Genomic DNA, 13,039 nt, shown 5'->3' with positions numbered 1-13,039 from the left:
CCTCCTTGTAGATTCTACTTTATTACCATACGTAAGCGATAACTTCGCCGCCGATGTTTTTCTCACGAGCTTCTTTATCAGTGACTACACCTTCAGAAGTCGAAATAATTGCGATACCTAAACCGTTCAATACTTTTGGTACTTCGCCAGCTTTAACGTAAACACGTAAACCTGGTTTAGAGATACGTTTTAAGTTAGTGATAACACGTTCGCCATCTTTCCCAAATTTTAGGAAAACACGGATCACGCCTTGTTTGTCATCTTCGATATATTCAACATCACGGACGAAACCTTCACGTTTTAAGATTTCAGCGATGTCACGTTTAATTTTTGACGCAGGTACTTCTAAAGACTCGTGTTTAACCATATTTGCGTTACGGATACGAGTTAGAAAATCTGCAATTGGATCTGTCATGACCATTGACCTTTTACCTCCTTCTTATGCGAATTTACTTTTTTACCAGCTAGCTTTCTTCACGCCGGGAATTTGACCTTTATAGGCAAGTTCGCGGAAGCAAATACGGCAAAGATGGAACTTACGATAAACTGAATGTGGACGTCCGCAACGTTCGCAACGAGTGTAAGCTTGTGTTGAATGTTTTGCAGGACGTTTGTTTTTAGCAATCATTGATTTTTTAGCCACGTAGTTCGCCTCCTTTAATTATTTTTGGAATGGCATGCCTAATTGTGTCAACAACTCACGAGATTCTTCATCTGTGTTGGCTGTTGTTACAATAACGATGTCCATACCACGTACTTTATCTACTAAATCATAATCAACTTCTGGGAAGATCAATTGTTCTTTAATACCTAAAGTATAGTTTCCACGACCGTCAAAGGCTTTCTTACTTACACCATGGAAGTCACGTACACGTGGTAGAGAAACAGATACTAATTTATCTAAAAATTCGTACATTCTTTCTCCGCGTAAGGTAACTTTTGCACCAATTGGCATTCCTTCACGCAAACGGAATCCAGCGATTGATTTTTTTGCTTTTGTAATCATAGGTTTTTGACCAGTGATCAAAGTTAGTTCTTCAACTGCTTTGTCTAAGTTTTTAGCGTTTGATACCGCATCACCAACACCCATGTTGATGACGATTTTTTCAACTTTAGGTGTTTGCATAACAGAGCTATAGTTAAATTTTTCCATCAATGATGGAGTTACTTCTTTAAGATATTTTTCTTTTAGGCGGTTCATTCAGTAAGACCCTCCTTCCTTAAACTTTTTATTTATCTAAAACTTCACCGGTTTTTTTAGAAACACGGACTTTTTTGCCGTCTACTTCTTTGTAGCCAACTCGGCCAGCTACACCAGTAGAGTCGATGACCATCACGTTAGATACGTGAAGTGGCGCTTCCATCTCAACAATCCCACCTTGAGGAGCAGCTTGAGAAGGTTTTTGGTGTTTTTTGATCATGTTCACACCTTCGACAATCACTTTATCTTGTTTAGGAAACGCTGCTAATACAACGCCTTCTTTGTTTTTGTCTTTTCCAGTGATCACTTTAACTTTATCGCCTTTTTTAACAAACATAACTGTTTCGCACCTCCTTCGATAAGTGTTTCAAGATTATAAAACTTCTGGTGCTAACGAAACGATCTTCATGAAGTTGTTTTCACGTAGTTCACGTGCAACTGGCCCAAAGATACGTGTTCCACGAGGGCTTTTATCATCACGAATAATCACTGCAGCATTTTCATCAAATTTGATATATGAACCGTCGGCACGACGAGCTCCTGATTTTGTTCTAACAATAACGGCTTTTACGACGTCACCTTTTTTGACAACCCCACCTGGCGTTGCTTGTTTAACCGTAGCAACGATCACATCACCGATGTTCGCAGTTTTACGACCAGAACCACCAAGGACTTTGATCGTCAAAATTTCACGTGCGCCTGAATTATCAGCGATTTTTAAACGACTTTCTGCTTGGATCACGTTGTGTATCCTCCTTTCAGATTTTGCATTCAATCTATATAGGAAAATCTCGTGTTATTAGATAATAACTGCTTCTTCGACTACTTCCAATAAACGGAAACGTTTGGTAGCTGATAATGGACGAGTTTCCATAATTCTCACGATGTCGCCAACTTTTGCTGTGTTGTTTTCATCATGTACTTTGTATTTCTTAGAATAGTTCATGCGTTTGCCATAGATAGGGTGGTTTTTCTTTGTTTCGACAGCAACGGTAATTGTTTTATCCATTTTGTCTGAAACCACACGACCTTGATAAACTTTGCGTTGATTTCTTTCTTCAGTCATACGCTTAATGGCCTCCTTCCATAATTACTTAGCTTGTTCACGCAATACAGTTTTGATGCGTGCAATCGATTTACGTACTTCTTTAATACGTGCAGTGTTTTCTAATTGACCTGTTGCTAATTGGAATCTAAGATTAAACAATTCTTCTTTTAATTGTTTTTCTTGATCAAGCATTTCGGCAGTGGTTAATTCTCTGATTTCTTTAACCTTCATTCGATTCACCACCCATTTCCTCACGTTTTACGATCTTAGTTTTCATTGGTAATTTGTGAGAAGCTAGACGTAACGCTTCACGAGCAACTTCTTCAGGAACGCCTGCGATTTCAAACATGATTTTACCACGTTTTACTGGTGCAACCCATCCTTCAGGTGCCCCTTTACCAGAACCCATACGTACCCCAATTGCTTTGGCAGTATAAGATTTGTGAGGGAAAATTTTAATCCATACTTTCCCACCACGTTTCATGTAACGAGTCATTGCGATACGAGCAGCTTCGATTTGGCGGTTTGTGATCCAATGTGAATCAACAGCTTGCAAACCGTATTCACCGAATACGACTTCTTTTCCGCCTTTCGCTTCCCCACGCATTTTTCCGCGGAATTCACGACGGTGTTTTACACGTTTAGGTACTAACATGATTATTTCCCTCCTTTCTCAGTGTTTTTTTTAGTTGGAAGAATTTCTCCACGATAGATCCACACTTTAACTCCTAGTTTTCCGTATGTTGTATCTGCTTCTTCCCATGCGTAGTCAATGTCCGCACGTAAAGTATGAAGAGGAACTGTTCCTTCTGAGTATCCTTCTGAACGAGCGATGTCCGCACCGTTTAGACGTCCAGATACTTGAGTTTTGATTCCTTTAGCGCCAGCACGCATTGAACGTTGGATGGCTTGTTTTTGAGCGCGACGGAAAGCAACACGGTTTTCTAATTGACGTGCGATTCCTTCACCTACTAATTTAGCATCTAAATCTGGTTTTTTGATTTCCACGATGTTGATGTGAATTCTTTTACCAGTTAATTTGTTTAATTCTTTTCTTAGGTTTTCGACTTCAGATCCGCCTTTACCAATTACCATACCTGGTTTAGCTGTGTGAATTGAAATGTTTACGCGGCCTGTTGCACGCTCGATTTCAATTGTTGATACAGCAGCATCAGCAAGTTTAGTTGAAATAAATTTACGGATTCTTAGATCTTCGTGTAAGAACTCTGCATACTCTTTTTCAGCATACCATTTTGCATCCCAGTCGCGGATGATGCCTACACGCATTCCAATTGGATGTACTTTTTGACCCACTGATTATCCCTCCTTATTTTTCTGATACGACTACCGTGATATGACTTGTACGTTTGTTGATTGGTGAAGCTGAACCTTTTGCACGAGGACGGAAACGTTTCATTGTTGGTCCTTCATTGACAAATGCTTCAGATACTACCAAGTTCTCAACATCTAAGTCAAAGTTGTTTTCTGCATTCGCAACTGCTGACATCAAAACTTTCTCGATGATTCCAGCAGATTTGTTTGGTGTGAATTTCAAGATTGAAATTGCATCCGCAACACTTTTACCTCTGATAAGGTCAATTACTAAACGCGCTTTACGAGGCGAAGTGCGAACTGTTTTAGCAGTTGCTTTAGCTGATGTGATTTGTTCTACCATATGCTTTTATCCTCCCCTCAAATTAGCGTTTCGTTTTCTTATCGTCTGCAGCATGCCCACGATAAGTTCTAGTTGGTGCGAATTCACCTAATTTGTGTCCTACCATATCTTCTTGGATGTAAACTGGTACGTGTTTACGTCCATCGTATACTGCGATGGTATATCCAACAAAACTTGGGAAAACAGTCGAACGACGAGACCAAGTTTTGATTACTTTTTTCTTTTCGACCCCAGCTTGAGCTTCAACTTTTTTCATTAAATGCTCATCAACGAAAGGTCCTTTCTTTAAACTACGACCCATGGTGAACCTCCTCTCAAAATGTGCGACACATGGTCAAAGTATTTATTTATTTTTGCGACGACGAACAATAAGTTTGTCCGATTTAGCTTTCTTATCACGAGTTTTATAACCAAGAGCTGGTTGACCCCATGGAGAAACTGGTGCTTTACGTCCGATTGGTGCTTTACCTTCACCACCACCGTGTGGGTGATCATTAGGGTTCATTACGCTACCACGTACAGTTGGGCGTTTACGCATCCAACGAGAGCGGCCAGCTTTACCGATATTGATCAATTCGTGTTGTTCGTTACCTACAGAACCGATTGTTGCACGGCATGCAGCAAGAATCATACGAACTTCGCCAGAGTTTAAGCGGATCAATACGTATTTTCCTTCTTTACCAAGTACTTGTGCACTTGTACCAGCTGAACGGATCAATTGTCCGCCTTTGCCAGGTTTCATTTCAATGTTGTGGATTACAGTACCAACCGGAATGTTTTCTAATGGAAGAGCATTTCCGATTTTGATATCTGCTTCAGGACCTGAAACAAGTTTCATTCCAACTTGTAGTCCTTTTGGTGCTAAGATGTAAGCTTTCACTCCATCTTCATAATGTACTAACGCGATGTTAGCTGAACGATTTGGATCATATTCGATCGTTTGAACAGTTGCAACAACGTTATCTTTGTTACGTTTGAAGTCGATCACGCGATATTGGCGTTTATGTCCGCCACCTTGATGACGTACAGTGATGCGGCCGTTGTTGTTACGTCCAGCATGGTTTTTCAATGGTTGTAACAATGATTTTTCAGGTGTTGATGTTGTGATTTCAGCAAAATCAGAACCTGTCATGTTACGACGACCATTTGAGGTAGGTTTGTACTTTTTAATCGCCACGTTTTTCCCTCCTAATTTAATGAGTTATCTAGTTCTGCTTATTCAGCAGCTTCGAATAATTGGATTTCTTTTGAATCTTCAGTTAATGTAACGATCGCTTTGCGACGTTTTTTTGTATATCCTGCATATTTGCCCATACGTTTGAATTTCGCACGTACGTTCACGATATTCACGTTTTTGACTTTTACGTCAAAAGCAGCTTCAACCGCTTGTTTTACTAAAGTTTTGTTTGCACGAGTGTCCACTTCGAAAGTATATTTCTTGTCATCCATGGCAAGCATTGATTTTTCAGTGATCACCGGGCGTTTGATTACGTCTAGTAAGTTCATTATGCAAGCACCTCCTCAATTTGAGTAAGAGCAGTTTGTGTTGCTAACACTTTTGTATTTGAAACAACATCTAGAACGCTAACGTTATCAGAAGTTACCACAGAAACGTTTGGTAAGTTACGTGCAGATAGTGCAGCAAAGTCGTTACCAGTTTCTAAAACTACTAATACTTTAGAGTCAATAGACAAGTTAGCAAGAACTTGTTTAAATTCTTTAGTTTTTGGTGCATCAAAGCTTAATCCTTCGATTGCTACCAAGTTGTTTTCAGCAACTTTTTCTGACAATACAGATTTCATTGCTAAACGACGAACTTTTTTAGGAAGTTTGTAGCTGTAAGAACGTGGTGTTGGTCCAAAGACTACGCCACCTCCACGCCATTGTGGTGAGCGGATTGATCCTTGACGAGCACGACCAGTTCCTTTTTGACGCCATGGTTTGCGGCCACCGCCTCGAACAGCGCTACGGTTTTTAACCGCATGTGTTCCTTGTCTTAATGATGCGCGTTGCATAACGATTGCATCGTAAACAACACTTTCATTTGGTTCAATTCCGAAGATTTCTTCGTTAAGAGTGATTTCACCGTTTTGGCTTCCATCTTGTTTGAATAATGCTACATTCGGCATTCCTTAGTTCCTCCTTTCTCCCTACAATTATTTAGCTTTTACAGCTGATTTGATAGTGATTAATGATTTTTTCGCTCCAGGAACGTTACCTTTGATCAAGATGACGTTTCTTTCAGCATCTACGCGTACAACTTCCAAGTTTTGGATCGTTACGCGGTTGCCACCCATACGGCCAGCAAGACGTTTGTTTTTGAATACACGGTTAGGTGCAACTGGACCCATTGACCCAGGACGACGATGGTAGCGAGAACCGTGAGCCATTGGTCCGCGGCTTTGGCCGTGACGTTTGATAACCCCTTGGAATCCTTTACCTTTCGTAGTACCTGTTACATCAATAATGTCTCCTGCTTGGAAAACATCAACTGTAATTTCTTTTCCTACTTCATATTCTCCTAGCTCAACATTTTTGAATTCACGAATGAAGCGCTTAGGAGCCGTGTTTGCTTTTGCAACATGACCTTTCGCAGGTTTGTTTGATAAAACTTCACGTTTATCTTGGTAACCAACTTGGATAGCTTCGTAGCCATCTGTTTCCATTGTTTTTACTTGTAGTACTACGTTTGGCGTAGCTTCTACAACAGTAACTGGAATTAATTCACCAGATTCAGTGAAGATTTGTGTCATTCCCACTTTTTTCCCTAAGATTCCTTTGGTCATGAGTACACCTCCATTATTAATTTAATTTTTATAGTTTGATTTCGATGTTAACACCTGATGGTAAGTCAAGCTTCATTAAAGCATCAACTGTTTTTGGTGTTGGGTTCACAATGTCGATAAGACGTTTGTGTGTACGCATTTCGAATTGTTCGCGTGAATCTTTGTATTTATGTGTCGCACGAATAACTGTGTAAAGACTGCGTTCTGTTGGTAATGGAATTGGACCAGCAACGCCAGCTCCAGTTCTCTTTGCAGTTTCCACGATTTTATCCGCTGATTGATCTAAAATACGGTGTTCATACGCTTTTAAACGGATACGAATTTTTTGTTTTGCCATCTTGTTCCCTCCTTCGCCTATTTTGAAAAGTAGACATAGCTCCACGAAAATTTCCGTCACGCTCGTTCGTGGCAAAGCGTCCGGGCGTGTCGCAACCTCTCGTTTCTTCGCCGACAAAATCAAGCTGATTTCGTCTGTGCGATTCCTTTATGGTAAACGCACCTTTGTAATTATAATACATCCTAAACTACAAAGCAAGGTTTTTTAATGTAAAAGATAAGATTATTTTCATGGATTTTCATTTGAGTATTCATGCGTGAAATCTCCCATTTCTAATAAGAGAGATTCTTCAATTTTTTCATAGAATGAATCAAATTTCCTTCACCATTTACACCTCATAAACAGGATGAGCCTTGTTTGATGCCACAGATTTTGACAACTTTCTTATTATAAGACAAAAAAAGTTCGAGGCAAGGATCAAATCCTTACCTCGAACTTTAACGTCCGAATAGATGTAGCTAGACTTAATTAAGAATTAAGCTTTGATTTCTGTAACAACACCGGCACCAACTGTACGTCCGCCTTCACGGATTGAGAATTTAGTACCGTTTTCGATAGCGATTGGGTGGATTAATTCAACTTCCATTGTTACGTTATCGCCAGGCATAACCATTTCAGTTCCTTCTGGCAATTCAACAACACCAGTTACGTCAGTTGTACGGAAGTAGAATTGTGGACGGTAGTTAGTGAAGAATGGAGTGTGACGTCCACCTTCTTCTTTTGTCAACACGTATACTTCAGCAGAGAATTTTGTATGAGGTGTGATTGTACCTGGTTTAGCTAAAACTTGTCCACGTTGGATATCGTCACGTGAAACACCACGTAGCAATGCACCGATGTTATCACCAGCTTCAGCGTAGTCTAACAATTTACGGAACATTTCAACACCAGTTACAGTTGTTTTTGAAGTTTCTTCAGCAATACCGACAACTTCAACTTCGTCACCAACGCGAACTTGTCCACGTTCTACACGACCTGTAGCAACAGTCCCACGTCCAGTGATTGAGAATACGTCCTCAACTGGCATCATGAATGGTTTGTCGTTTTCACGTTCTGGAGTTGGGATATATTCGTCAACTGCAGCCATCAATTCAAGAATTTTTTCTTCGTATGAAGCGTCGCCTTCTAATGCTCTTAGAGCTGATCCAGCAACTACAGGAACATCGTCACCAGGGAATTCGTATTCTGTTAATAGGTCACGAACTTCCATTTCAACTAATTCTAGTAATTCTTCATCGTCAACCATATCTACTTTGTTCAAGAATACAACGATGTATGGTACACCAACTTGACGAGATAATAGAATGTGTTCACGAGTTTGAGGCATAGGGCCGTCAGCAGCAGAAACAACCAAGATTGCTCCGTCCATTTGAGCAGCACCAGTGATCATGTTTTTAACGTAGTCCGCGTGTCCTGGGCAGTCAACGTGAGCGTAGTGACGTGCGTCAGTTTCGTACTCAACGTGTGCTGTTGAGATAGTGATTCCGCGTTCGCGTTCTTCTGGAGCACCATCGATTTGATCGTAAGCCATTGCTTGGCCGCCGTTTTTCTTAGATAGTACAGTTGTGATTGCAGCTGTTAAAGTAGTTTTACCATGGTCAACGTGTCCGATAGTACCGATGTTAACGTGTGGTTTTGAACGGTCAAATTTTTCTTTTGCCATTTTAAAATATCCTCCCTAAAATTACAGTTTGATTTTTTTATTTGTCTGATAGGAATGTGATAGACAAAATTGTCAATCACATACCCGTATCATCAAAAGTTATTTTACACGAAACCGTATTAAAAATACAGTCTCTAGATAAATCTCTTAACGAGATTACCTTGCTTTAAGAAATTAGCTAGCTTTTCCGCCATTTTTCTTAATGATTTCTTCTTGAACAGATTTCGGTACATCTTCATAGTGATCGAATACCATCATGAAAGTACCACGTCCTTGAGTTGCTGAACGCAATGTTGTTGCATAACCGAACATTTCTGCCAATGGAACGATCGCATTCACGATTTGTGAGTTACCATGCGCTTCCATTCCTTCGACACGTCCGCGTCGGCTTGTTACATGTCCCATGATATCACCTAAGTAATCTTCAGGTACAGTAATTGTAACTTTCATCATTGGTTCAAGGATTACAGGGCGTGCATGTTTTGCAGCGGCTCTTAAAGCCATTGATGCTGCCACACGGAATGCTGTTTCATTTGAATCGACGTCATGGTATGAACCATCGTAAAGTTTTGCTTTGATATCCACTAATGGATAGCCAGCAAGAACCCCGTTGTTCATAGATTCTTCTAAACCTTTTTCAACAGCTGGGATGTATTCACGAGGAACGACCCCACCCACGATTGCGTTTTCGAATTCGAATCCTTTACCTTCTTCGTTTGGTGTAAATTCAACCCATACGTGACCGTATTGTCCTTTACCACCAGACTGACGTACAAATTTACCTTCAGCTTTAGTTGCTTCACGGAATGTTTCACGATAAGAAACTTGAGGAGCACCAACGTTCGCTTCAACTTTGAACTCACGTTTCATACGGTCTACTAAGACGTCTAAATGCAACTCACCCATTCCTGAGATAACTGTTTCTCCCGTTTCAACATTTGTTTCAACTCGGAATGATGGATCTTCTTCAGCAAGTTTTTGTAAAGCAACACCCATTTTATCTTGGTCAGCTTTTGATTTAGGTTCAACAGCGACTTGGATAACTGGTTCAGGGAATTCGATTGATTCAAGGATAACCGGTGCATCTAATGCACATAGTGTATCTCCTGTAGTTGTATCTTTCAATCCAACTGCAGCAGCGATATCACCTGAGTACACTTTGTCAATTTCTTGACGAGTGTTCGCATGCATCTGTAAGATACGTCCGATACGTTCTTTTTTACCTTTAGAAGCGTTCAATACGTATGATCCACTTTCAAGGACACCTGAGTAAACACGGAAGAAAGTTAGACGACCTACGAATGGGTCAGTCATTACTTTAAATGCTAATGAAGCAAATGGTGCTTCGTCATCAGCAGGACGTGTTGTTTCTTCGTCTGTTTTTGTATCGATACCTTTGATTGCTTCAATATCAACTGGTGAAGGCAAGTAATCAAGAACAGCATCCAACATTAATTGAACCCCTTTGTTCTTAAATGCAGAACCAGCTAATACTGGGAAGAATTCAACATTGATTGTTGCACGACGGATACCGGCAATCAATTCTTCTTGTGTGATTTCTTCACCTTCAAGATATTTCATCATTAGTTCTTCGTCTGTTTCAGCAACAGCTTCGACTAATTTTTCACGCCATTCATTTGCTAAGTCTACATATTCTTCAGGGATTTCTGTTTCTTGAATGTCAGTTCCTAAGTCATTTGTGTAGATTTCAGCTTTCATTTTAACCAAATCAATGATTCCAGTGAAGTTTTCTTCTGAACCGATTGGTAATTGAATTGGATGCGCGTTGGCTTGCAAGCGATCATGTAATGATTTCACTGAGTATAAGAAGTCTGCACCGATTTTATCCATTTTGTTACAGAATACGATACGAGGCACTCGGTACTCAGTTGCTTGGCGCCAAACAGTTTCAGTTTGAGGTTCAACACCTGACTGTGAGTCAAGTACAGTTACCGCACCATCTAATACACGTAAAGAACGTTGAACTTCGATTGTGAAGTCTACGTGTCCTGGTGTGTCAATGATATTTACGCGGTAGCCTTTCCACTGCGCAGTAGTGGCAGCAGATGTAATCGTGATACCACGTTCTTGCTCTTGTTCCATCCAGTCCATTTGTGAAGCTCCTTCGTGAGTTTCACCAATTTTATGGATTTTACCAGTATAGTACAAGATACGCTCTGTTGTTGTAGTTTTACCTGCATCAACGTGAGCCATGATACCAATATTACGAGTGTTTTCTAGCGAAAATTCTCTTGCCATTTTCTTACTCCTCTCTCTATTTAAATCGATTGTAAATTGACTTTCTGCTGTTGTTTAAACCAACAGGCAGAGAGGATCTTACCAACGATAATGAGCAAATGCGCGGTTAGCGTCTGCCATTTTATGAGTGTCTTCACGTTTTTTAACAGAAGCACCTGTGTTGTTTGCAGCATCCATGATTTCTTTAGCTAAGCGTTCTTCCATTGTGTGTTCACCGCGCAGACGAGCGTAGTTTACTACCCAACGAAGTGCTAAAGTCGTACGACGTTCAGGGCGAACTTCAACTGGTACTTGATAGTTTGAACCCCCAACACGACGTGCTTTAACTTCAAGAACAGGCATTACATTTTTCATTGCTTGTTCAAACACTTCCAATGGATCGTTACCTGTAGACTCTTTGATCAAATCAAAGGCATTATAGATAATATTAGCTGCAACACCGCGTTTTCCATCAACCATTACACGGTTGATCAAGCGTGTTACTAATTTTGAGTTATAAATAGGATCTGGTAAAACATCACGTTTTGCAACAGGACCTTTACGTGGCATCCGTAACTCCTCCTTCCGAAATATTCTTCATAGTTATCGAGCTGTTTTTCACAGCTTCAATTTTCATTTGTATCGTATAATTAAAATTAAGCTTTAGGTTTTTTTGTACCGTATTTAGAACGGCTTTGTTTACGATCATTCACACCAGCAGTATCTAGTGCACCACGAACGATATGGTAACGTACCCCTGGTAAGTCTTTTACACGTCCACCGCGTAATAGTACCACGCTGTGTTCTTGTAAATTGTGACCAATCCCTGGGATATAAGCAGTAACTTCAATTAAGTTTGACAAACGAACACGAGCATATTTACGTAAAGCTGAGTTCGGTTTTTTAGGTGTCATAGTACCCACACGTGTTGCTACCCCACGTTTTTGAGGAGAGTTCACGTTTGTTTGAGTTTTCTTAAAGCTGTTATATCCTTTGTTCAAAGCAGGTGAATTAGATTTTTCCACCTTTGATTTACGAGGTTTACGTACTAATTGATTAATTGTAGGCATTCCTAGTTCCTCCTTCCCACGATTCACATCTAGTTCCACACATCCAGGTGGTTCTTTTTTTGTGATAAAAAATAAATGCAATATGCATCTTTATCAAATATGCTTTGATAAACAGTCAGCACGTCTCTTCATAGAGACCTGTAGATAAAGCACCTTTGTTAGAATATCATGGATAAAATAGAATGTCAACTAATCGCTTAGATTTTTTTTAGTAGCAGAAAACGAGATATGCCAACTATCTTTTTCCCCTAAATCAAGCTAAAATAGCTAGTAAAGAGCAATTGTGAAAGGATGGAAAGAGACATGAATTTAAAACAAGCCGCAGGTATAAAAGCAGCTGGATTTGTCAAAGACAGAATGATCGTCGGGTTAGGAACTGGTTCTACCGCCTATTATATGGTAGAAGAAATCGGTCGTCGGATGCGTGAAGAAGGATTACAAATCACTGGAGTCACGACATCAAATGCGACAAAAGAACAAGCGGAGTCACTAGGTATCCCTTTAAAAAGTATTGATGAAGTCTCTATGGTGGACTTGACAATCGATGGTGCAGATGAAATCAGCTCTGATTTTCATGGGATCAAAGGTGGTGGTGCCGCACTATTGTTTGAAAAAATCGTGGCTACTTATTCAAAAGAAACGATTTGGATCGTGGATGAATCAAAATTAGTGAAACAATTAGGTCGGTTCCCCCTACCTGTGGAAGTTATTCCTTACGGGTCACAACAATTGATGCGTATTTTTAAAGAACGCAATTATCATCCAGTATTACGTACTACCCTCACTGGTGATGTCTTAAAAACAGATAGTGGTCATTATATTATTGATTTGCATCTCAATAAAATAGAAGAACCCGAAAAACTAGCTGCTTATTTGGATCAGTTAGTAGGCGTTGTGGAACACGGGCTATTTCTTCACATGGTTTCAAAAGTAGTTGTTGGTTCTGAAAATGGTGTGCGTCTCTTAGATTCACCCCACCAAAAATAAGGATCAAGTGATTCGCTGAAAATTCCTAAAAAAA

General features: G+C 40.1%; 21 protein-coding genes. 1 reads left to right on the top strand and 20 read right to left on the bottom strand.

Annotated elements, in window-relative coordinates:
- Positions 1-22: 22 nt before the first annotated feature.
- From rpsH to rpsL, 20 genes are all read right to left on the bottom strand, one after another.
- Positions 23-421 carry a 30S ribosomal protein S8 gene (rpsH, locus tag A5844_RS05055; protein WP_086284186.1) on the bottom strand — a complete coding sequence of 133 codons (399 nt, stop codon included), beginning with the start codon at positions 419-421 and terminating at the stop codon, positions 23-25.
- A gap of 36 nt (positions 422-457) precedes the next feature.
- A complete protein-coding gene (locus A5844_RS05050; protein WP_002356214.1) occupies positions 458-643 on the bottom strand; it encodes a type Z 30S ribosomal protein S14 in 186 nt (61 codons plus the stop codon).
- An 18-nt stretch (positions 644-661) separates the two neighbouring features.
- Entirely contained in the window at positions 662-1,201 is a 540-nt protein-coding gene (gene rplE / locus A5844_RS05045) for a 50S ribosomal protein L5 (RefSeq protein ID WP_034689410.1), read from the bottom strand.
- Positions 1,202-1,229: 28 nt separating this feature from the next.
- Entirely contained in the window at positions 1,230-1,538 is a 309-nt protein-coding gene (gene rplX / locus A5844_RS05040; protein ID WP_086284185.1) for a 50S ribosomal protein L24, read from the bottom strand.
- A 36-nt stretch (positions 1,539-1,574) separates the two neighbouring features.
- Positions 1,575-1,943 (bottom strand): 50S ribosomal protein L14, encoded by a 369-nt coding sequence (gene rplN, locus A5844_RS05035; RefSeq protein WP_086284184.1) that lies wholly within the window; start codon positions 1,941-1,943, stop codon positions 1,575-1,577.
- A gap of 57 nt (positions 1,944-2,000) precedes the next feature.
- Positions 2,001-2,267 carry a 30S ribosomal protein S17 gene (gene rpsQ, locus A5844_RS05030; RefSeq protein WP_067483538.1) on the bottom strand — a complete coding sequence of 89 codons (267 nt, stop codon included), beginning with the start codon at positions 2,265-2,267 and terminating at the stop codon, positions 2,001-2,003.
- 24 nt (positions 2,268-2,291) lie between these two features.
- Positions 2,292-2,480, bottom strand: coding sequence for a 50S ribosomal protein L29 (gene rpmC / locus A5844_RS05025; RefSeq protein WP_002288664.1), 189 nt, complete (start codon positions 2,478-2,480; stop codon positions 2,292-2,294).
- On the bottom strand, positions 2,470-2,904 hold the full coding sequence (gene rplP, locus A5844_RS05020) for a 50S ribosomal protein L16 (RefSeq protein WP_086284183.1): 435 nt from the start codon (positions 2,902-2,904) through the stop codon (positions 2,470-2,472). The genes rpmC and rplP overlap by 11 nt, the downstream gene beginning before the upstream one ends.
- Before the next feature lie 2 nt (positions 2,905-2,906).
- Positions 2,907-3,563: a 30S ribosomal protein S3 gene (gene rpsC / locus A5844_RS05015; RefSeq protein ID WP_010720446.1), complete on the bottom strand. Its 657-nt coding sequence runs from the start codon at positions 3,561-3,563 to the stop codon at positions 2,907-2,909.
- Positions 3,564-3,576: 13 nt separating this feature from the next.
- The gene (gene rplV / locus A5844_RS05010; RefSeq protein WP_086284182.1) at positions 3,577-3,924 is read right to left on the bottom strand and encodes a 50S ribosomal protein L22; all 348 of its coding nucleotides are present in this window, start codon (positions 3,922-3,924) and stop codon (positions 3,577-3,579) included.
- A gap of 22 nt (positions 3,925-3,946) precedes the next feature.
- On the bottom strand, positions 3,947-4,225 hold the full coding sequence (rpsS, locus tag A5844_RS05005) for a 30S ribosomal protein S19 (RefSeq protein ID WP_002288655.1): 279 nt from the start codon (positions 4,223-4,225) through the stop codon (positions 3,947-3,949).
- A gap of 42 nt (positions 4,226-4,267) precedes the next feature.
- Complete coding sequence (gene rplB, locus A5844_RS05000) at positions 4,268-5,101, bottom strand: 50S ribosomal protein L2 (RefSeq protein ID WP_086284181.1); 834 nt, start codon at positions 5,099-5,101, stop codon at positions 4,268-4,270.
- Between the two features lie 38 nt (positions 5,102-5,139).
- Positions 5,140-5,430, bottom strand: a complete 291-nt coding sequence (rplW, locus tag A5844_RS04995; RefSeq protein WP_002290449.1) for a 50S ribosomal protein L23 — start codon at positions 5,428-5,430, stop codon at positions 5,140-5,142.
- The gene (rplD, locus tag A5844_RS04990) at positions 5,430-6,053 is read right to left on the bottom strand and encodes a 50S ribosomal protein L4 (RefSeq protein WP_086284180.1); all 624 of its coding nucleotides are present in this window, start codon (positions 6,051-6,053) and stop codon (positions 5,430-5,432) included. The genes rplW and rplD overlap by 1 nt, the downstream gene beginning before the upstream one ends.
- A 27-nt stretch (positions 6,054-6,080) precedes the next feature.
- Positions 6,081-6,710: a 50S ribosomal protein L3 gene (gene rplC / locus A5844_RS04985; protein WP_010734470.1), complete on the bottom strand. Its 630-nt coding sequence runs from the start codon at positions 6,708-6,710 to the stop codon at positions 6,081-6,083.
- Positions 6,711-6,738: 28 nt separating this feature from the next.
- Positions 6,739-7,047: a 30S ribosomal protein S10 gene (gene rpsJ / locus A5844_RS04980; protein ID WP_086284179.1), complete on the bottom strand. Its 309-nt coding sequence runs from the start codon at positions 7,045-7,047 to the stop codon at positions 6,739-6,741.
- A gap of 475 nt (positions 7,048-7,522) precedes the next feature.
- Positions 7,523-8,710, bottom strand: a complete 1,188-nt coding sequence (tuf, locus tag A5844_RS04975; protein ID WP_086284178.1) for an elongation factor Tu — start codon at positions 8,708-8,710, stop codon at positions 7,523-7,525.
- A 174-nt stretch (positions 8,711-8,884) separates the two neighbouring features.
- A complete protein-coding gene (gene fusA, locus A5844_RS04970; RefSeq protein ID WP_086284177.1) occupies positions 8,885-10,969 on the bottom strand; it encodes an elongation factor G in 2,085 nt (694 codons plus the stop codon).
- 78 nt (positions 10,970-11,047) lie between these two features.
- Positions 11,048-11,518: a 30S ribosomal protein S7 gene (gene rpsG, locus A5844_RS04965; protein WP_086284176.1), complete on the bottom strand. Its 471-nt coding sequence runs from the start codon at positions 11,516-11,518 to the stop codon at positions 11,048-11,050.
- 86 nt (positions 11,519-11,604) lie between these two features.
- A complete protein-coding gene (gene rpsL / locus A5844_RS04960) occupies positions 11,605-12,018 on the bottom strand; it encodes a 30S ribosomal protein S12 (protein ID WP_002294318.1) in 414 nt (137 codons plus the stop codon).
- A 303-nt stretch (positions 12,019-12,321) separates the two neighbouring features.
- Between rpsL and rpiA the strand changes: the two genes are divergently transcribed.
- Positions 12,322-13,005, top strand: a complete 684-nt coding sequence (gene rpiA / locus A5844_RS04955; RefSeq protein WP_086284175.1) for a ribose-5-phosphate isomerase RpiA — start codon at positions 12,322-12,324, stop codon at positions 13,003-13,005.
- Positions 13,006-13,039: the final 34 nt, after the last annotated feature.

Origin of the sequence: Candidatus Enterococcus wittei, from assembly GCF_002140175.1 — a bacterium.
Lineage (GTDB): Bacteria > Bacillota > Bacilli > Lactobacillales > Enterococcaceae > Enterococcus_B > Enterococcus_B wittei.
This window is presented reverse-complemented; position numbering and strand designations above follow the sequence as displayed.